This is a genomic window from Burkholderia sp. Bp9016 (assembly GCF_003857765.1).
Taxonomy (GTDB): Bacteria; Pseudomonadota; Gammaproteobacteria; order Burkholderiales; family Burkholderiaceae; genus Burkholderia.
Window position 1 is genome coordinate 13,297 of the sequence record NZ_QTPY01000041.1, and the last position, 19,085, is coordinate 32,381.

The following is a 19,085-nucleotide window of genomic DNA, read 5'->3' on the forward strand; positions in this document are numbered from 1 at the left end:
GCGCTTGCGCACGGGCTCTGCACCAGGCATCGGCGTGGTAGGCAATCTGTGCGAACGACGTCGGCACGGTCGTGTGTCGACGCGTTCGAAACGCACGTCAGGCTCGAGCGGACGGCGGCCCGCGCGCGGCGAGCGCGTAGCGCTTCGACTGGCGGGAGGTTGAAGGGGTCGGCAGTTCGGGCAGCGCTTGCCGCAGGGCCGTAGGGGCGGAGAAGGACACCGCGTACGGCAGTGGCGGATGGCCGGCGAGCAGGCCGCAATAGCCGCAGCGATCGAAATGCGTGCCCGACGGCGTATGCGGTTTGGGTTGCGTGGAAAACGTGTTGCCGCTCGCCGAGCAGATCGCCGCGAACGGCGCGTCGGTGGCGATCACGCTTGCGCGCAGTTGCGAGATCAGCGGAGCAACAAGCGCAAGCACGAGCGCGAGCAGCCCGAGCCACGCGGTGGCCCGGGCTTGTCGCGTCGGCGCGCCGCGTACGCCGGCGCGCGCTGAATCAGACCGCCGAGCGTGCCGCACGGCCGAACAGCAGGCGGTCGATCGACCACACCGCGACGATCGTCAACCCCGTCAGCGGGAACACGATGCCGAGCAGCACGATCCCCGCGATCCAGCCGCGCATCGGCGGCGCGCCGCGTTCGCGCGACGGTGCGCCCAGCGTTCCCGCCGGACGACGCTTCCACCACATCACCGCGCCCGTGACGGCCATCGCGGCCAGCCCGAGCGACAGCGCCGCGCAGACGATCCGGTTCGCGAGCCCGAAGTAGCAGCCCATGTGCAGCGACGTGCCGTACGACACGGCCCGCGACGCCGGGCCGTAGTCGTCGTAGCGGAGGTCCTTCAGCACCGCACCGCCGTACTGGTCGATGGAGATCGTTCGCTCCGCCTTCGGGTCGGCCGGGAAGTACGACGCGGTGAATACGCCGTCCGCGCCGGACGGCAGCGCGAGCGTGTAGCCGCTCGTCACGCCGAGGCTTGCGACGATCGCGATCGCGCGGGCCAGCGACAGGCCGGCACAGAAGTGCCGGCGCCAGAGCGTCCGGTAACCGGCGCTGGCGGATTGAGCGAGCGAGAGGGCCCGCTCGACGGTGGTCGACATGGTGTCAGCTCCTCGTGTTCGTTGAGCAACCACACCGGCGCGCGCCGGCGGACGTCAACGTGCGGCGGCCGAACGGACGACGACACGTCATGCGTGGACAGTCATGGCACGCATGGCGGCGTCGCCCGAGCGGCGGGCGCGGTCGGGGAATCACTTGAATCGGATGGTGTAAAGCGAGCGGCCTGACGGCCGGCGCACGTCGACGTGCGCCCGCCATCAGGCAAATCGATCAGCAGGACAGAGGAGGGGCGCGGCAGGGCGGGCGATTGTCGAATACCGACCGCACGACGCGAGGGATGACGAAATGAATCGGGAACCGTTGAGGTGCCGCGAGGGGAAACACCAGAGCCAGTAGCACAACCGACGCCAGCGCCGTGAAAAGCGCCGCACCGAATGCGCAGAGGCCGTCGCCGCCGGCGGACGACGCTGCGTTGCCGGCGTGTGCATCATGCTTCAGCGCGCTGGCGAGCGCGAACGCATCGTTGGCCGGGGTGACCGGCGCACCCGCATCGAATCGGGCGGCGAGTGCTGACACGTCGACGATCAACGGGCCTCGCCCTGAACACAGCACCACCGAGCCCGCATCCGGACCGTCCGGATCGAGCATTACGGCGCCCGACATCAACGCGCGGGACAGCAGCGTTACAAGGAGGAACCCCCACAGGAGCTGTCGCGCGACGGCTTGCCGGAGCAGGAAGCGGCGAAGTGCGTTCATGGCGCGCGATTGTACATGGGTTTCCGGAGGGAAAGACTGCAGCGCCCCAATGGGAAGTATCAGTCGTTATTCGATTGGGCCAGACGGCGACAAGGTCAAGGGGGAGGCGGTGCTCGTCCGTTCTTCGGAGACGGCTGGAATCACACCGTCGCAGTCGGCCAGGCTTCGCTCGGTCTCCCGACACCAATCCCGCCGGCCGGTGCTCACGCAGCCGGGCAACCAGCCGGCGAACCTGCCGTGTCGTCAGCTCGAGTCGTTCCGCTGCACGCCTAGATGCGACATCGGGATATGGCTGCTACATGTTGATTCTCGGTAAAGCGCAATACGTCAAGAATGCGGCCACCAAAGCGGCGGCAACCGTTCGCGCGCTGCGCGCCAGGATTTCACTCGACACTGGCGTACGCCGATGGAAAAAAACACGACACCGTACGACGTGAATTGCGCGCCCGCCGCATTCGCCCGTTCATGCTGCGTCGGCGGAAGGACGAAGTCGCAATCGAGTTGCCACCCAAAACAACCATCGAGCGAATGGTCGAACTCGAAGGCGCTCAACGCGACCTGCACGATGCGATCGACGATTGCTGAAGAGCACGCAAGCCACGCGCGTGAAGGGATCGGCCAAGCTCACGCTGCTGCTTGAAATGTTGCCCGAAATGATCGATGAGGGACAACGCATCCTGTTGTTCTCCCAGTTCACCAGCATGCTCGATCGCATCCGGGCGCGCAGCCTGCGGCCGGCTCCGTAGCGGGATTGCTCGTGCGCTGCCGCGAAGTCCGTACGCTGCGCGCAGCGGCATCGCTCGCACCGAAGCGGCGCGAGCGAACCTGTCCGGCAGTGCAACGCCGGGTAGCCGTTGCAGGCGGCCCTTATTTGCCGGCTGCGCTCTTCACCGCGCACTGCGCCTCGACGCGTTCACCGTCGCTGAACCTGAACGTGACGGGAATCGACGAGCCAACCGTGAGCGGCTTCTTTGCCTTTTCAAACATCACGTGATAGCCGCCGGGCGCGAAGGCGAGCGTGCCGTTCGCAGGCACGCTCGCCTTGTCCACCATGACCATCTTCGAGGTGCTGCCGCTGCTTTGCGTCTCGTGCAGCATCGACATGCCGAATGCGTCCGTGCTCACGCCCACGAGATCGACGGGCTTGTCGCTCATGTTCATGAGCTTGAAGTAGCCGCCAGAAGGGGTGTCGCCGGGCATCGAGCGAATCCAGCAGTCGGATACCATCATCGAGGTGGAGGCGGCGAAGGCGGGCAGTGCGGCTGCAGCGAGGGGCAGCGCGATGGCAAGGCGGCAGAGGGTACGATGCATCAGAGGATCTCCTGTTTTGCGTTGACGAAGATAGCGTTTGGCGTCCATTCGTTCGAATGCCGCCAGACGGTTTGCCGTACCTGATTCGGTACGGAAAGCGGTAACGGGTGGCGCTTCACGTCGTGCCCAGCAGTTCGCGAAGATCGTGAACCCAGGGCGTAGTGCCTTGTCCGTCGCGTGCGTAGAGCCGCAGCTTGCCGGTCGTGTCGAAAACGAGACTCGCGGCGGTATGGTTCATCGTGTAGTTATCGGGCGTCGAGCCGGGCACCTTTTCGTAGTCCAGATTGAAATCCGTGGCCATCTGTCTGATCTGTGCCGCGTCGGCGGGACGTAGCGCGCGGAACGACGGATTGAAAGCCTCGGCGTACTGCGCGAGCACGGAGGGCGTATCGCGCTCCGGATCGAGCGAGACGAACAGCACCTGCACGCGCTGAGCGTCTTTCGGCCCGAGCTGCCGAACCGCCTGCGACAATTCGGCAAGCGTGGTCGGGCACACGTCCGGGCAGTGCGTATAGCCGAAGACCAGCACAACGATCTTGCCGCGATAGTCGGCAAGGGTGCGAACCTGTCCATTCGTATCCGGAAGCGAGAAATGGCCGGCAAACTGCCGGTTGCCCGTGATGTCGAGGTTCTGGAACGACAGCACGGGCTTTTGGTCGCAGCCGGCGAGCAATGTCGTGCCAAGGAGCGCGCCGACAATCAGAGCCGGAAAGACGAATGGCGTGCGAGAGGTCCCGCGCGAAAATAGCGTGCGGTATCCCCGCTGGTGACTGGTGGCGGCTGGCACCGTGCGAGCAGCGGTTTCTGCAGTCGACATGGGCTGGCCTCCATTACATCCGCAACCGGCCTTCGACATAGAAGGTGCGGCCGGGGTAGGGGTGGTACACGAAATAGCGGGCGTCGAAGATGTTGTCGACGCCCACGCTCAGATCGCTGAGCTTCGTGGGGTGGAACGTGAACTTTGCATCCGCTACCGTGTAGGTACTGGTGCCGCCGAACACGTTCGGGTTCGTATCGGTATTGGTCAGCGTGTTGTACTCGCGGCCCGAGTAACGCGCGGCGAGCATGAGTGCATAGCGCTCCCCGATGTGATACGTCGCCGCGACATCGACGCGCCAGAGGGGGATACGGTAGAAGTATTTGCCGACCGTTGCCGGGTTCTGCGCGTTCTCGAGAATCTTCGACTGCGTATAGGCTACGCTGCTGATCAGGTCGAGCCCGTGTACAAACACATCCTGGCCCTGATAGCTCAGTTCGACACCGCGCGAACGAACCTTGCCGATGTTCTGGAAGTTCGTCACGTTCGGGATCACAGTCGTGTCTGTCTGGCTGAAGATCGTATTCTTTACGTCATCCTGAAAGAGCGACAGGCGGAATACGCCGTTCCAGTGGGCCCACTCGGCGCTCAGCTCTTTCGAGAGGTCGTCCTCGGGCTGCAGGTTCGGATTGTTGTTGACGATCGACGACCCGTTGACCTGCCCCTGGAACAGTTCGCTCACGGTGGGAAAGCGGTAGGCGCGTGCAATCGACGCGCGCAGCGTCAGGTCGTCCGTCACGTCGAACGACAGCGAGGCCTTGGGCGAGAAGTGATGCTGGTTGACATCGGGGAGGGAGACGTACGCGCCGCCGAGTGCCTGGGCGCCGTCGTAGGCTTGCCAGTCCTCGTAGCGTACGCCATATACGAATTTCCAGCGCGGCAGGAAGCGCCACGCATCCTGTACGTAGGCCGCCTGGGTTTGCGTGCGGCCCTTGAAGGCATTCGCAAAGCTGCCCGCGCCACCGTCGATCCAGACCGCCGTGTTGTACGTTTCGTTGTCGAGGAAATAGTTGTCGTAGTGGTAACCGAACGTCACGGCATGGTTGGCGAGCCCGGCCTGCGGCGAGGGCGGCGTCCAGCTTGCCTTGAGGTCGAGTGTTTTCCAGCCGGTGCCGTCGCCGAACGTGACGACGCCTGGACCGTTGCCAGGGCCGCCCGCATTCGCTGTGCGTGCCACGCTGTTCGTAATGTCGTAGTACGAAGCGATGGCCTCGCCGTTCCATCCCGTTGCGTTATGCGTCTTGAGCGAGAGCCCATAGAGCCAGTTTTCGCTCCACCCCTGGCTTGGCGCAAGTGCCGATGCCGGGATGTTGTACTCGTAGCCGCCGATGTTCACCCGGCCGCCATACACCGGGTTGCCGTTGGCGTCATACAGGAATGTGGAGGTCGAGCTGTTGTACTGCTGATGCCAGTAGCCGAGCGTAAACGCCCCCTGCACGGTGGGCGTGAAGTCGTACTGCATTTTCAGCTTGAGCTGATCCTGGATCGTGTGCTCGATGCCTTCGCCGTTCACACCGATCACGGCGGTCGGTGCATTGGTCTGATTGTTGTAGAAGTAGGCGCCGCTGACCTGTGTGTCGCCGGGTTTGGCGGGCGTCGTCGACTTCGCGAGTGTTGCGAACTGCAGGGGCTGGCTCGTGTTTTCGAAGTGATTCGCGCCGACGAAGAACGAGAACTTGCCAATGCGGTTGCCGATCGAGGCGCTTGCCTCGCTGCCGTTGAAATTCTGGTTGACGCCATAGAGGCTGAAGTGCTGTGTGAACGCCTTGACGTCTGCGTCCGCCTCGAACTTCGTGGGCATCTGCGTGGTGATCGATACCGTCGCGCCGAGCGAATTGCCCGGATACAGCGCCGAATACGGCCCGTAAATCACATCGACCTGCTGGATTTCCTCGGGGAACACCATCGACCAGCGCGGCGGAAAGGAATAGCTGTTGCCGAGCAGGTTCGACAGCAGCAGTCCATCCGCATAGACGAGCCCGCGCGCGCTTTGCGTGTTGCTCGTCCCGCGCACCGCGATGATCGAGTTCAGGTCGCCGATGAAGCGTTTTCGGACTGCGAGGTTGGGCATGTACTTCAGCACGTCCTCGGTGTTGACCACGTTCCAGTTCCGGAACTGGTCGGGCGTGACGGTCTCGACCGACGCCGGCATGTTCGGGTCGATGGAGGACCTGGCACTGCTGTTGCCGGCGCCGCCAGCGGCGCTGGCGTTGACCGTCACGGTCGGCAGCACCGTGGTGTTCGGTGCCGTCGCGGTGGGCGTTGCAGCCTCGCCTGTCGTCGCGTTGAAGAGGGTTGCGTTAGAGGCGGTTGAGTCCGGGCTGCTCCCGGCTGCGGCATGCGCAGCCTGGGCAATCAGTGTGAGGGGCAGCAGCCCGAGCGTGACGAAACGCGTCCGGCTGCGCGCATGGGCGCCCAGCCTTCGCGATGCGAAGTGCAGCATGAAAATTTCCTGGAATCGTGGAACGAACGACCGCGCGCGCCGGCAGCGGGCGCGTCGCAGCAACAGTCAATAGCGGATTTCAGGAAAAGGCAGGCGGGGCGCGTGGTCGCCCGGAAGGGAACGCACCAAACGGGGTGTGACGGATGGACAACACCGGCGCGGCAGCGATCACGACGAGCAGCATCAGCACGAGCGGTGACGGCGGTATTGTGGGCATCACTGCCTGATCGGCGAGCAGGTCGCAATAGCCGCAGGCGGCAAGCGAATCGTGCCGGCCCAGTTGGCCGGTGTCGGCCGAGGGCTGCATCGCCGAGCAGCGCACGGCTGTGATGTCGTCGCGATGTGCCGCGATGACCAGTTGACTGACGAGCGGCGCGAGCACGATGAGCCACATGGCGACGAGGCCAAGCCATGCGGTCAGGTACTTGCGGGGTCGGTAGGTCATGGTCGCGGACAAAAGATTGCGGCGGAGTTTACCACTTGAAGAAAGTGCCGTGTCAGGCCACCGCGCCTCGCGTGGCGCCATAGTCACGCAAGCAAGGGCAGTGATCGGCTTCTTATCGCTGCCGTTCGCCGGTGGTGCGACAAACGAGCAGCAAACCTGCGCGAGCGTTGCTGCCACAAACGATAATCGGGATCCGTTTTATGACGGGGGGGCGCCGCGGCAATCTGACACAGGGGCGCGAGTGCGCCGTATCACAGATTCTCGGCGACGATCAGGGCCGCCCAGGACAACAGGCCGACACCAATCGGCACGCTGATCTTCTTTCCCCAACGAAAGCGTCTTCTCCGCCCCCATCGTGGCGGCAAGGGCGAGCATCCACGCAATGCTCGCGGTGCCAACCGCAAACATGAGGAGCATGAGCGCCCAGCAGCAGCCGATACAGAAGAGGCCGTCATGGAAGCCGGGCATGAAACTCGCGCGCCGCTCGTGAGCACCATGCCAATGCTGCGAGATGAACATCATTGGCGGGCGGCACCGGTCGCGGCAGCGGCCCTTGAGCGACGATAGCGGCCAGGCGCCCGCGGTCGCAAGAATCGCGGCACCCGGCACCCATGCATGAATCGACAACCATGCCGCTTGCAATGGAGCACGCGATCGGCCAACTCATCATGTTCATCATGTAAAAGGCTCCATCTGTGGTGTGATCTCGCAGCGGATGGGGCAATGCTTCGCGAGATCACGGCGATACTTTGCGCGTGCGTCGGACGAGTAGCGGGGAAATCAGAGGGAGGTCGGCTGGCTCCTGGCCGACTGCATGCCATCAACCGTCCCGTCCTGTGGCGTCGCATTCAGCGATGCGCACGCATATCGCTGATATAATAAAAACAATTCTCATTTCAATTTCCAATCGTTCCCCATGCGTCTCCACGAGCTTTCAAAGGGCACAAGCGCCTTTGTCGAGTGCGTCGAAAACACTCTGGCGCGAGATCCGATCGCTCAGCGCTTGCGCGATCTCGGCTTCGTGCCAGGCGAACCCGTACGCGTTGTCGCGCGTGCGCCCTGGAGCGCCGACCCGTTACTCGTGCAGATAGGCTCGACGCGCTTCGCGCTTCGGCGCGCCGAAGCACTTCGGGTGAGGGTTCGGATCAATGCTGAGGCTGTCGCATGAGTACCGCGCCCGCAACGCCTGCGACGACCGCGCCGCTGCGTATCGCGCTCGTCGGCAATCCCAACTGCGGCAAGACAGCGCTGTTCAACCTCCTCACCGGCGCGCGCCAGAAAGTGGCGAACTACGCTGGCGTGACGGTCGAGCGCAAGGAAGGCCGCTTTGTTACGCCGGCCGGACGCAAGGTCCAGCTACTCGATCTGCCCGGCGCGTACAGCTTCGACTCGACCAGCCCCGACGAACGCGTCACCCATGACGTACTGATGGGCCGCTACCCGGGCGAAGCGCCGCCCGATCTGGTCGTCTGCGTGGCCGATGCGACGAATCTGCGCCTGCATCTGCGTTTCGTGCTGGAACTCAAGCGCATGGGCCGCCCCGTCGTGCTCGCGCTCAACATGATGGACGCCGCGAAGCGGCGCGGGGTGGTGGTCGATGTGCCAAAGCTCGAGCTTGCGCTCGGCATGCGCGTGGTCGAAACAGTTGCCGTACGGCGCAACGGCGCACAGTCCCTCGTCGCGCTGCTCGACCGCGTGAGCACGGATGGCTCGTACGCCGCAGGACTCGACGCCACGCCGGAACGGTCCGCCGATCTGCACGGCGCCGTACGCCGGATCCTTGCTGACGCCGTGACCATGCCGCGCGCCACTGACGCGCGCGACGACGCCATTGACAACGTCGTGCTGCATCCCGTGCTTGGCCCGCTGATTCTCGCGGCGGTAATGTTCCTCGTATTCCAGGCGGTGTATTCGCTCGGCAAACCGCTTACCGACTCGATCGGCGACGGCTTCGACTGGCTCGGCGGCATCGCGGGTGCGTGGCTGCCGCAAGGGCCGCTGCGCAGCCTGCTCACCGACGGTCTGCTCAGCGGACTCGGCACCGTGCTGGGTTTCCTGCCAGAAATTCTCGTTCTGTTCTTCTTCATCCTCGTGCTGGAGGAGTCAGGTTACCTGCCGCGCGCGGCGTTCCTCTTGGACCGCATGATGGTTTCGGTTGGCCTTACGGGCCGCTCATTCATCCCGCTGCTATCGAGCTTTGCCTGCGCGATTCCGGGGGTGATGGGGGCGCGTAGCATCTCCGATCCACGCGACCGGCTTGCGACGATTCTGGTCGCACCGCTCATGACATGCTCGGCGCGCCTGCCGGTGTACGCGCTGTTGATCAGCGCCTTCATTCCGCACCGCACGGTGCTCGGCTTCCTCAACCTGCAGGGGCTCGTGCTGTTTACGCTCTACGTGGCGGGCATCGCGGGTGCGATGGCCGTGGGCTGGGTGATGAAGCATCTGCGCCGCGACAGTGGCGAGCACGCGCTGCTGATGGAGTTGCCTTCGTATCGCATGCCACGTGCGCGCGACGTGGCAATCGGTCTGTGGGAGCGCTGCACGATCTTCCTCAAGCGCCTGACTGGCATCATCCTCGCGCTCACGGTCATCATGTGGTTCGTCTCCACCTTTCCTTCGCCCCCTGCGGGCGCAACAGGGCCGGCCATCGACTACACGATCGCAGGCTACCTGGGCCGCGCGCTGCAATGGCCGTTCGCACCGCTCGGATTTAACTGGCAAATGAGTCTTGCGCTTATTCCCGCTTTCGCCGCGCGCGAAACCGCCGTAGCGGCACTGGCCACTGTCTACGCTGTGGCAGGCGGGGACAGCGATGTGGCTGCACTCGGTCACACGCTCGCACAGAACTTCTCCGTGGCGAGTGCGCTCTCGCTGATGGTGTGGTTTGCGTTCGCGCCGCAATGCATGTCGACACTCGCCGTGATCCGCCGCGAAACGCGTTCGTGGGGTACGGTGGTGATCTCATTCGGATATATGTTCGTCGTGGCGTATGCGGCTTCATTCGTCACGTACCAGATTGCCACGCACTTCGCATGAGCACCGGTCTGCTGCTGCAATACGCCGTGATTGCGCTGCTCGTTGCGGCGAGCGTGTGGACCGCGCTGCGCAAGCTCGCACCCGTAACAACTGCGCGGTTGCAGGCGAGCGCGGCAGCGTCGTTGCTGCGCCCGCAGCGGGGAGCCTTGGTGCAACGCGTGGGCCGCTGGCTGCAGCCGAAGGGCGCGACTGGCGACTGCGGAGACGGCTGCGGAACGTGCGGCACCTGCGGGCCTTCGGACCCGAACGTCGAGCAAACCATCACGTTCCATCCGCCGCGCAAGTAAACCTGCACGTGACGACGACTCCGCGATCCGCTCGCCGCGTCGACGCAGATGAGCGGTTCGTCGCGACGTGCGGTAGAGCTTTTGACCTGCCCCCGGTTTTAGTCCGGACTGCAGTTAGAGTCCGAGGTTAAAAACTGCTGCTTTGCATCGTGCGCCCGGGCGAACTGCACGGGTGTCAGATAACCGAGCGAACTATGAGGTCGCTCGGTGTTGTACTCGATACGCCATTCCTCAATGAGCCGTTTGGCGTGGCGCATTGAGACGAACGAGCGCTCGTTCAGGCATTCATCTCGGAACCGCCCGTTGAAGCTCTCGATATAGGCATTTTCCACCGGCTTGCCAGGCCGAATAAACGACAGCGCGACACCGGCTTCTAGGCCCAGCATCCAACACCTTGCCAGCGAACTCCGGCCCGTTGCCGACGCGAATCATGCGAACCTCGTAGTAGTAGCCGTCGCGTGGCGCGTCGGCCGCATCGTCTCGGTGACGAACCAGATGCAATTCGAGGATCAGCCGTTGTGACACGAACGCGGCCACTATCTTCATGCAATGACACGGTCACGCTGGTTCATCGATCGGCGCTGTATCAGGATCGACGACCGCCCCGGAATGCGAGTAACCCCCACCTTCGCCGCGACCATCCCCGCGCTGCAACGCGGTGAAGCGATTTCCGCCTCCTGCCCATGTAGGCGTATTCGCAACAGTCTCGTCATCAAATTGTGGGTGTGCCCCCGTTCCGGACATGTCCGGGCGATCTGCGCAAGGCGTCGCCGGAGAGTGAATACCAGCTAGCGATTACGCTGCTGTCTTGAGCGCAGGCACGGGCGCGGCGCCCGCCGCGTCATATCCGGCAATCGCAAGCGCGAGCACCGGATTCAGGCTGTCCACCATCGCACTGGGAATCAGGATCGTCGCTCCGCGTTCCTTCGTCGTTTCGTAGATGATGTTCATCGCCCGCAACTGAAGCGCACCAGGATGATTTTCGTAGACCTGCGCCGCTTCGACGAACTTGGTCGCGATTTCGGCCTCCGCGGAGCCGAGGATCACCCGTGCCTGCTTTTCGCGCTCGGCTTGCGCCTGGCGCGACATCGAATCCTGCAGCGCGACCGGGATCGCGACATCGCGGGTCTCGACCGAGCGGACGGTCACGCCCCAATCCACGGTCTTTCTGCCAATCTCGTCGCGCAAGTGCATGTCGGCCGCCTTGCGATCCGACAACAATGCAGCCAGCATCGATGCCCCGATCATTTCCCGCAGTGAGGTTTGCGCAACGCGGTCAATTGCTTGGCGATAGTCGGTGATGGCGAGCGCGGCTTTCTGCGCGTCATGGACATGCCAGAAAATCACGGCGTCGACATTGACAGGAACGGTATCTTTGGTCAGCGCTTGTTCGGCGTTGAAGGCGGTGGTTTGAATACGTTCGTCGATGATCGCGACAACATTGTCCAGGATTGGAATTATCATGAAGAAACCTGCACCCTTGACGCTTTGCAACTTGCCAATCCGAAGGATAACGAACTTTTCCCAGACGTTGGCGACCCGCACGGATAACGCGATCAGGACCGCGACGATGAAAATGGGGACCGCGAGATACAGGTAGCCCAACGCGCCGATGACGAATGCCGCGAGGACGAACGCAGCAGATAAAACGAGTGTGATGGGATTCATGGCGAGGTTCCGATTTGGTGACAACGACCTGCCGAATGAGCGATGAAGCACGCCGCATCCAGGTCGTCTTGGGTATTCTGGCAACAGAGACAGAGGCCCCTGACGTGAGCGTGCGCTCCATTGCAGTGCCAATCGGTACGGTGCCGTACCTCGATCGAGCGCGTCGTGCTTGACTGACCGGATAGCGAGGCATCGGGCGATCCGGTGCGTGAACGGCGGGCAAGTCACCACGAAACGTGCCCCGCAGACTGTTCTTCAGCGTACCGACTCGTCGGGCCGCCTCGACGCACGATGACGTTCGTCGCCATTTTCTGTCGGGAGCGGTTCATGAAATATCCGGTCTATATCACGCATCAAGGGAATCCCCGCTATCGCGGCGCGCTTCCGGATTTTCCGGAAATCGAGGTGGAGGGTGACTCATATGGCGAGTTGCAGGCGGCTGCGGCGCGACAGGTCATGGACTGCTATGACCGCTCCGCGCGTCTCGTGCCGCCGGCGACCACGGACATGGCGATATTGCAGGCGTCGGATGTCGACCTGGGTGACGGAATCTGGCGGTTCTTCGATATCGACCTGACCGGAGTGACCTCGAGTTCCGTGCGGATCGAGCTGTGCCTGCCGAAGCGCATCGTGCGCGACATCGACATGACGGCGAGCGCGCAGCGCACGACTCGCGATGCGTTCGTGTCAATGGCGTGCGCGAACGCCGCCGACCGATTCGCGCAGCAGGGCAGCGTGCGTCTCGAACCAATCGCGAAATCGCTGTCGGAAGTGGGGTAACGGTGCGGCGCACCGGGTGCGAAGCCGGACGGATGGTGCGATCATTGGGGAGAAGGTGCCTTGAAGATTCACGTTGCGCGTGTTTCGCGACGCCGGACGTCGCCATGGAGCAATGCACGGCCGATTCGCGAGGAGTTCTTCGGCGATGAACGGCTTGCTCAGCATGCGGGCAGTCTGGCGCGTGCGCAGAAGGTATTTCCCGGGGCGGCCTCTGGCCCGTCTCTGGCGACGCGGCTGAAGGACAACGCGGATCATCTGCTGAAGGCGTACCGAAACACGGTGGCCGCAGACGCGCGCGGCGAGGAAATCACGCCGGCAGCGGAGTGGCTGCTCGACAACTACTATCTCGTCGCGGAGCAGGTGCGGCAGATCCGCGACGACCTTTCCCCGCGCTATTACCGGCAACTGCCCAAGCTCGGCAACGGCCCGTTCGTCGGTTATCCGCGCGTGTTCGGAATCAACTGGTCGTTCGTCGCCCATACCGACAGCCGTTTCGATCCCGATGCGCTGTGCCGTTTCATGCTGGCTTACCAGGCAGTAGAGCCGCTGACGATCGGCGAACTGTGGGCGGTGGCGATCACGCTGCGGATTGTGCTGATCGAAAACCTGCGGCGGCTCGCGGATCAGATCATCGACGACCGGTGCGCGCGGCTCGACGCCGACGCGCTCGCGGATCGCCTGCTCGGCGAACGCGGCCAGGCACGGGTGGAGACGGGGCCGCTCGTCGCCCGTTACGAGCAGGCCGTATCGCACGATGCGTTCGCGGTGCAACTGATCCAGCGGCTACACGATCCCGATCCGGCCGTCGCGCCGGCACTGGCGTGGCTGCACCGGCACCTGGCAGCGCGCGGCACGACGCCGGACCAGATCGTCGCCTCCGTCAACCACCAGCAAGGTGCCGCCAGCCTGACCGTGCGCAATGTGATCACCAGCATGCGGCTGATTTCGGAGGTGGACTGGACCGATCTGTTTGAGCGCATCAGCCTGGTCGATCAGGTGCTGCGCAGCCACCCGGGCTTCGCGGAGATGGATTTCCCCACGCGCAACCTGTATCGCGACGCGGTGGAAGCGCTTGCCCGTGGGGCGCCCGTCAGCGAGATCGAGATTGCCCGCCGTGTCGTCGCCGATGCCGCGGCGCAGGGGGCGAGCCGCGCGCCGGCCGCCGGTGCGATGCCGGGCCGCGAGACGGATCCCGGTTACTACCTGCTGGCAGACGGCCGCGCCGCATTCGAAGCGGAAATCGGCTATCGGCCACCCGTTGCGTTGTGGTTGCGGCGCCTGACTCGCCAAGCTGGTCTTGGCGGTTATCTCGGCCGCATCGGGTTGATTGTCGCACTGCTGCTGACGGGCATGCTGGCATCGCTCATGCATGTCGAACCGCCCGGCCACTGGATGATCTGGCTCGGCCTCGCTGGCCTGCTGCCCGCGCTCGACGCCGCGGTCGCGCTCGTCAATCGCAGCGTGATGCGCGATGTCGGCGCGAAGATCCTGCCCGGCCTTGCATTGCTCGACGGCATTCCACCGGGCCTGCGCACGATGGTCGCCGTGCCGGTGCTGCTGACGACGGAAGCGGCGCTCGGCGAGCAGATCGAGCAACTGGAAATTCATCATCTGGCGAGCCCCAACGGCGCGCTTTACTTCGCATTGCTCTCCGACTGGGTGGACGCGCCCACGCCGCACGCGGACAGCGATGACGAACTGCTGGCATCCGCGACGTCGGGCATCGACCGGTTGAATCGCCTTTATCCGGCGGCGCCGGGCGAAGGCAGGCGCTTCCTGCTGCTGCACCGCAAGCGCGTGTGGAACGACGGCGAACGATGCTGGATGGGCTGGGAGCGCAAGCGCGGCAAGCTGCACGAACTGAACCGGTTGTTGCGCGGCGCATCGGACACGACGTTCATCTCGCAGGCAGGCAGGCCGCCGAGCGTGCCGTCTGACGTGCGCTACGTGATTACGCTCGATGCCGATACGCGGCTGCTGCGCGATACCGTGCGCCGTCTGATCGGCAAGATGGCGCACCCGCTCAACCGGCCGATATTCGATTCGGCGAGCCGGCGCATCGTCGAAGGCTACGGCGTCCTTCAGCCGCGTGTCACGTCGTCACTCGCGAGCGGCGACGAGGGGTCGCTGTTCCAGCGTGTGTCGTCGAGCGCGCACGGCATCGATCCATACGTATCGGCCGTATCGGATGTCTATCAGGATCTGTTCGACGAAGGCTCCTATGCGGGTAAGGGCATCTACGACGTCGATGCGTTCGAGGCAGTGCTCGCCGGCCGCGTGCCGGAGAACACGGTGCTCAGTCACGATCTGTTCGAAGGCATTTTCGCGCGGGCCGGGCTGGCATCGGATGTCGAGGTCGTCGAAGCGTCGCCGTCCCGCTACGACGTCGCGGCGGGACGCCTGCACCGATGGGCGCGCGGGGACTGGCAGCTTCTGCCATGGTTGATTTTCGGCCACGAACCGCTGACGGCGGTCGGCCGCTGGAAGATGCTGGACAATCTGCGCCGCACGCTCACGGCGCCCGCCATGCTCATTGCGCTACTGGTCGGATGGATGCAGCCGCTCCCCGTGTCGCTCGGCTGGATCGCCTTTGTGCTGGTAACGATCGCGCTGCCGTTCCTGTTGCCCGTATTGAGCGGGCTGGTGCCGCGCTGGCGGCGCACGCATGTCAGGATGACGACGCGCAGCATGCTCCATGCGTGGTCGATGGAGCTGCGCTTTGCTTTGACACGGTTTGGCCTGTCGATCGTCATGCTGCCGCAGCAGGCGTGGTCGATGGGTGACGCGATCGCGCGCACGCTGTTTCGCGTGGCGATCAGCCGTCGCCATCTGCTCGAATGGACGACAGCGGCCGCAGCGGGCGCGCGCGACCGGCGAACCCTCGCGTCCACCTATCTGCAAATGCGCGGCGGCGTGACGCTAGCGCTGCTTGCCACGGCTGCCAGCCTGACGGCGGGCGGGCGCTTCGATCGTCATACGGGCTGGCTGGCCGTGCCGTTTGCACTCGTCTGGCTCGCGGCGCCCGCGATCGCCTACTGGTTGAGCCGTGCACCGCGGCCGGCGGGCGAGTTGGCGGTGACTCCGCACGATGCGCGTCAACTGCGGCGCGACGCGCGCCGGACCTGGCGTTATTTCGAGACGTTCGTGACGGCGGACGATCAGATGCTGCCGCTGGACAATTTCCAGGAGGACCCGAAGCCCGTTTGCGCGCACCGCACTTCGCCCACCAACATCGGGCTGTACCTGTTGTCCGTCGTCAGCGCCCGCGAGTTCGGCTGGCTTGGCACGCTGGACGCGGTGTCGCGGCTGGAGGCGACTCTCGCGACGATGCGGCTGATGTCGCGCTATCGTGGCCATTTCTACAACTGGTACGACACTCGCGACCTGCGGCCTCTCGAACCGCGGTATGTGTCGTCGGTCGACAGCGGCAATCTCGCCGGGCACCTGATCGCGCTCGGCAACGGTTGCCGGGCGTGGGCGAATCAGCCCACTGGGGTGGGACGGCAGGCCGCGCATGAAGGGATCGGCGATACGCTGGCGCTGTTGCGCAAGGCTGTGTGCCGAAATGGCGACGCCCGGACGACCTTGCACTGCGAATTCGAGCGGGCCGCGACTGAACTGGAGGACACGCTCGCCGCGACGGATGGCCGCGCCGCGACGGAATGGAACGCGATCACGATCCTCGCTGCGACAGTCGCCGACGTCGCGCGCGCGCTGATGGACGAAGTCGGCCGGGTGCGGGGTGGCGACGTCGACGACGTGCTGTTCTGGGCGCAGGCGCTGGAGCACGTGGTGCAAGGGCATTGTCGTGACGCGACGCGCACGCCGGACGAAGCGGACGTGCTGAACAAGCGCCTTCAGATGCTGGCCGATTCCGCGTTGCAGATGGCCTATGCGATGGAGTTCGGCTTTCTGCTCGACCCGGTGCGGAACCTGCTTTCGATCGGCTACGCCGTGGCCGACGGGCAGCGCGATCCGGGCAACTACGACCTGCTGGCGTCGGAGGCTCGCCTGGCGAGTTTCGTCGCGATCGCGAAAGGGGATGTCCCGACGCGCCACTGGTTCCGGCTAGGCCGCCTGGCAACGCCGATCGGGCACGGCGCTGCGCTGGTCTCGTGGTCGGGATCGATGTTCGAATACCTGATGCCGTCGCTCGTGATGCGCGCGCCGGACAGCAGCCTGCTCGCGCGGACCAACCATCTGGTGGTGCGTCGGCAGATCGCCTATGGCGACGGGCTGCGGCTACCGTGGGGCATGTCCGAGTCGGCATACAACACGCGCGACATCGAGCTGACCTATCAGTATTCGAGCTTCGGCGTGCCGGAGCTGGGGCTCAAGCGCGATCTCGACCAGAATCTGGTGGTCGCGCCCTATGCGACCGCGCTTGCGGCGATGGTCGCGCCGCATGCCGCCGCGTGCAACTTCGAACGGCTGCGCACGGCCGGCGCGTGCGGGCGCTTCGGCTTCTACGAAGCGCTCGACTATACGCCCGCGCGCGTGCCGGAAGGCGTGCCGGTTGCCATCGTGCAGGCGTTCATGGCGCATCACCAGGGCATGTCGATTGTGTCGATCGCCAATGCGTTGCTGGGCGGGCGCATTCGCACCTTCTTCCATGCGGAACCGGCCGCTCGAGCCACCGAGCTGCTGTTGCAGGAGCGGGTGCCGGGCCGGGTCGCGGCAGGGCGGCCGCGGGTCGACACGCGCCCCGCCGGCAGGATGCATGGAATCGATGCAGGCGTCGCGCGACGCCTGCTGTCCGCGAACGATCCCGCCCCGGTCACGCATCTGCTGTCCAACGGCCGCTATGCCGTGATGCTCACGGCCGCAGGGTCCGGCTACAGCCGTCGCGACGATCTGGCCGTTACGCGCTGGCGGGAGGACGCGACGCGCGACGATTGGGGCAGCTATCTGTATCTGCGAGACGCCGAGAACGGCGACGTCTGGTCGGCCACGTGGCAGCCCACTGGCGTGGCACCGGACAGCTACGACGTGACGTTCACCGAGGATCGCGCCGAGTTCGTGCGTCGCGACGGCACCTTGACGACGTCGCTCGAGGTGGTGGTATCCGCCGAGGACGACGCAGAGGTGCGTCGGGTGTCGGTGGCCAACACGGGCGCCCGGCCGCGGGTGATCGAATTTACGTCGTACGCGGAAATCGTGCTGGCGCCAGCCGCCGCCGATCACGCGCATCCCGCATTCTCGAAGCTGTTCATCGAGACCGAGTACATGCCGGCGTCCGGCGCAATTCTGGCGACACGCCGCAAGCGCTCGCCGAACGAGGCGGAGGTTTGGGCCGCTCATCTGGCGGTGACTGCCGGCGAAACCGTCGGCGCGGAAGAATTCGATACCGATCGATTGCGTGTCATCGGACGCGGGCGCAGCGTTCACTTGCCGCTTGTGCTGACCGAACGGCGTGCGCTGAGTGCTTCCGAAGGCGCGGTGCTGGACGCTGCGTTCACGTTGCGGCGGCAGATGCGCATCGAGCCGGGCGCGAAGGCGAGCATCGTCTACTGGACCATCGTCGCGGATTCGCGCGCGCAGTTGCTCGATCTGGTCGACAAGCATCGCGACGGTGAATCGTTCGCGCGTGCGGCGATGCTCGCGTGGACCCAGGCGCAGGTGCAACTGCGGCACAGCGCGGTGAGCCTCGACGAGGCCGCGTTGTTCCAGCAACTGGCTGGATACATGCTCTACAGCGATGCGTCGATGCGGCCGGGCTCCGCCACGCTGCTGCGCCATGCGGCGGCGGTATCGGCGTCGGGCGGCGTGGGCGCGTCACCGTTATGGACGCATGGCGTATCGGGGGATCTGCCGATACTGCTTGTCCGGATCGACGACATCGAGCACATCGCCATGGTACGACAGTTGATTCGCGCGCACGAGTACTGGCGGATGAAGCGGCTCGAGGTCGATCTGGTCATTATCAACGAGCGCGCGGCGTCGTATGTGCAGGATTTGCAGGCGGCGCTCGAGGGGCTGGTGCGACCCCGGCAGCCGCCGGGCGAAGCCGGACGTGGCAGTATTTTCGTGCTGCGTGAAGACCTGATGACGGTGGCGGCGCGCGCCCTGTTTCCGGCCGCTGCGCGGGCCGTGCTCGCCGCGCGCAACGGCCGGCTGGTGGATCAATTGCGGCGCCTCGGGGCTTCGCCGCTGCCCGCGCGCCCGGATGCCGCGAGCCCGCCGCTGCTACCGTCTGCGATTCTGCCACCGAAGGGCGCACAGGCCGGCGTCGGTCTCGAGTACTTCAACGGCATCGGCGGTTTCGCGCGCGGCGGCCGCGAATACGTCGTGATCCTGCAGCCCGGGCAATGCACGCCGATGCCGTGGGTCAATGTCGTCGCGAATCCGTCGTGCGGCTTCCTGACATCTGCGGAGGGGGGCGGCTATACCTGGGTGACGAACAGCCCAACACACGATCGTCAGCCCGGAGTTCGATCCGCCCATCCGGGTACTCCCAGACCTCGATCTGGCGGTCGATCAGCT

At 64.8% G+C, this 19,085-nt stretch carries 14 protein-coding genes and 2 pseudogenes; 6 read left to right on the forward strand and 10 right to left on the reverse strand.

Going from position 1 to position 19,085, the window contains the following annotated elements; translation table 11 throughout:
- Window positions 1-97: 97 nt before the first annotated feature.
- The 3 genes and pseudogenes from DIE13_RS30650 to DIE13_RS30660 all read right to left on the reverse strand — a co-directional run bounded on the left by DIE13_RS30650 (window position 98) and on the right by DIE13_RS30660 (window position 1,812).
- Window positions 98-517, reverse strand: a complete 420-nt coding sequence (locus tag DIE13_RS30650) for a DUF2946 family protein (RefSeq protein WP_124830756.1) — start codon at window positions 515-517, stop codon at window positions 98-100.
- Window positions 495-1,013, reverse strand: a pseudogene (locus DIE13_RS30655) (PepSY domain-containing protein); the annotation flags it as partial. The gene DIE13_RS30650 and the pseudogene DIE13_RS30655, both read right to left, overlap by 23 nt.
- Before the next feature lie 313 nt (window positions 1,014-1,326).
- Window positions 1,327-1,812, reverse strand: a complete 486-nt coding sequence (locus DIE13_RS30660; RefSeq protein ID WP_124830757.1) for a hypothetical protein — start codon at window positions 1,810-1,812, stop codon at window positions 1,327-1,329.
- A 296-nt stretch (window positions 1,813-2,108) separates the two neighbouring features.
- On the opposite strand from DIE13_RS30660, the pseudogene DIE13_RS30665 reads away from it, so the two are divergent.
- Window positions 2,109-2,528, forward strand: a pseudogene (locus DIE13_RS30665) (SNF2-related protein); the annotation flags it as partial.
- A gap of 151 nt (window positions 2,529-2,679) precedes the next feature.
- Here the strand turns inward: DIE13_RS30665 and DIE13_RS30670 are convergent.
- From DIE13_RS30670 to DIE13_RS33895, 5 genes are all read right to left on the reverse strand, one after another.
- Window positions 2,680-3,171, reverse strand: a complete 492-nt coding sequence (locus tag DIE13_RS30670) for a copper chaperone PCu(A)C (protein WP_260435146.1) — start codon at window positions 3,169-3,171, stop codon at window positions 2,680-2,682.
- A gap of 67 nt (window positions 3,172-3,238) precedes the next feature.
- Window positions 3,239-3,940: an SCO family protein gene (locus tag DIE13_RS30675; RefSeq protein ID WP_124830758.1), complete on the reverse strand. Its 702-nt coding sequence runs from the start codon at window positions 3,938-3,940 to the stop codon at window positions 3,239-3,241.
- 13 nt (window positions 3,941-3,953) lie between these two features.
- Window positions 3,954-6,383, reverse strand: coding sequence for a TonB-dependent receptor (locus DIE13_RS30680; RefSeq protein ID WP_233409998.1), 2,430 nt, complete (start codon window positions 6,381-6,383; stop codon window positions 3,954-3,956).
- A gap of 79 nt (window positions 6,384-6,462) precedes the next feature.
- On the reverse strand, window positions 6,463-6,828 hold the full coding sequence (locus DIE13_RS30685; RefSeq protein ID WP_124830759.1) for a DUF2946 domain-containing protein: 366 nt from the start codon (window positions 6,826-6,828) through the stop codon (window positions 6,463-6,465).
- A gap of 198 nt (window positions 6,829-7,026) precedes the next feature.
- A complete protein-coding gene (locus DIE13_RS33895; RefSeq protein WP_409333482.1) occupies window positions 7,027-7,437 on the reverse strand; it encodes a DUF2182 domain-containing protein in 411 nt (136 codons plus the stop codon).
- Window positions 7,438-7,744: 307 nt separating this feature from the next.
- Between DIE13_RS33895 and DIE13_RS30695 the strand changes: the two genes are divergently transcribed.
- The 3 genes from DIE13_RS30695 to DIE13_RS30705 are packed head-to-tail and all read left to right on the forward strand — an operon-like array spanning window position 7,745 to window position 10,154.
- The gene (locus tag DIE13_RS30695; RefSeq protein ID WP_124830761.1) at window positions 7,745-7,996 is read left to right on the forward strand and encodes a ferrous iron transport protein A; all 252 of its coding nucleotides are present in this window, start codon (window positions 7,745-7,747) and stop codon (window positions 7,994-7,996) included.
- Entirely contained in the window at window positions 7,993-9,867 is a 1,875-nt protein-coding gene (locus DIE13_RS30700; RefSeq protein WP_124830762.1) for a ferrous iron transporter B, read from the forward strand. The genes DIE13_RS30695 and DIE13_RS30700 overlap by 4 nt, the downstream gene beginning before the upstream one ends.
- Window positions 9,864-10,154 (forward strand): DUF6587 family protein, encoded by a 291-nt coding sequence (locus DIE13_RS30705; protein WP_124830763.1) that lies wholly within the window; start codon window positions 9,864-9,866, stop codon window positions 10,152-10,154. Before DIE13_RS30700 ends, DIE13_RS30705 begins: the two co-directional genes overlap by 4 nt.
- Window positions 10,155-10,252: 98 nt before the next feature.
- On the opposite strand, the gene DIE13_RS30710 is transcribed toward DIE13_RS30705, so the two are convergent.
- Together DIE13_RS30710 and DIE13_RS30715 are read right to left on the reverse strand one after the other, a co-directional pair.
- The gene (locus DIE13_RS30710) at window positions 10,253-10,540 is read right to left on the reverse strand and encodes an integrase core domain-containing protein (RefSeq protein ID WP_124830764.1); all 288 of its coding nucleotides are present in this window, start codon (window positions 10,538-10,540) and stop codon (window positions 10,253-10,255) included.
- A gap of 409 nt (window positions 10,541-10,949) precedes the next feature.
- The gene (locus DIE13_RS30715) at window positions 10,950-11,822 is read right to left on the reverse strand and encodes a slipin family protein (protein WP_124830765.1); all 873 of its coding nucleotides are present in this window, start codon (window positions 11,820-11,822) and stop codon (window positions 10,950-10,952) included.
- 291 nt (window positions 11,823-12,113) lie between these two features.
- On the opposite strand from DIE13_RS30715, the gene DIE13_RS30720 reads away from it, so the two are divergent.
- Together DIE13_RS30720 and DIE13_RS30725 are read left to right on the forward strand one after the other, a co-directional pair.
- The gene (locus DIE13_RS30720) at window positions 12,114-12,602 is read left to right on the forward strand and encodes a type II toxin-antitoxin system HicB family antitoxin (protein ID WP_233409997.1); all 489 of its coding nucleotides are present in this window, start codon (window positions 12,114-12,116) and stop codon (window positions 12,600-12,602) included.
- A 60-nt stretch (window positions 12,603-12,662) separates the two neighbouring features.
- A partial coding sequence (locus tag DIE13_RS30725; protein WP_260435147.1) for a glucoamylase family protein occupies window positions 12,663-19,085 on the forward strand: 6,423 nt, incomplete at its 3' end.

Coding starts and splice junctions, on each gene's coding strand:
- DIE13_RS30705 (WP_124830763.1), top strand. CDS start 9,864: ATGAGCACCGGTCTGCTGCTGCAATACGCCGTGATTGCGCTGCTCGTT.
- DIE13_RS30675 (WP_124830758.1), bottom strand. CDS start 3,940: ATGTCGACTGCAGAAACCGCTGCTCGCACGGTGCCAGCCGCCACCAGT.
- DIE13_RS30695 (WP_124830761.1), top strand. CDS start 7,745: ATGCGTCTCCACGAGCTTTCAAAGGGCACAAGCGCCTTTGTCGAGTGC.
- DIE13_RS30670 (WP_260435146.1), bottom strand. CDS start 3,171: ATGGACGCCAAACGCTATCTTCGTCAACGCAAAACAGGAGATCCTCTG.
- DIE13_RS30710 (WP_124830764.1), bottom strand. CDS start 10,540: ATGCTGGGCCTAGAAGCCGGTGTCGCGCTGTCGTTTATTCGGCCTGGC.
- DIE13_RS30720 (WP_233409997.1), top strand. CDS start 12,114: ATGACGTTCGTCGCCATTTTCTGTCGGGAGCGGTTCATGAAATATCCG.
- DIE13_RS30700 (WP_124830762.1), top strand. CDS start 7,993: ATGAGTACCGCGCCCGCAACGCCTGCGACGACCGCGCCGCTGCGTATC.
- DIE13_RS30715 (WP_124830765.1), bottom strand. CDS start 11,822: ATGAATCCCATCACACTCGTTTTATCTGCTGCGTTCGTCCTCGCGGCA.
- DIE13_RS30660 (WP_124830757.1), bottom strand. CDS start 1,812: ATGAACGCACTTCGCCGCTTCCTGCTCCGGCAAGCCGTCGCGCGACAG.
- DIE13_RS30685 (WP_124830759.1), bottom strand. CDS start 6,828: ATGACCTACCGACCCCGCAAGTACCTGACCGCATGGCTTGGCCTCGTC.
- DIE13_RS30680 (WP_233409998.1), bottom strand. CDS start 6,383: ATGCTGCACTTCGCATCGCGAAGGCTGGGCGCCCATGCGCGCAGCCGG.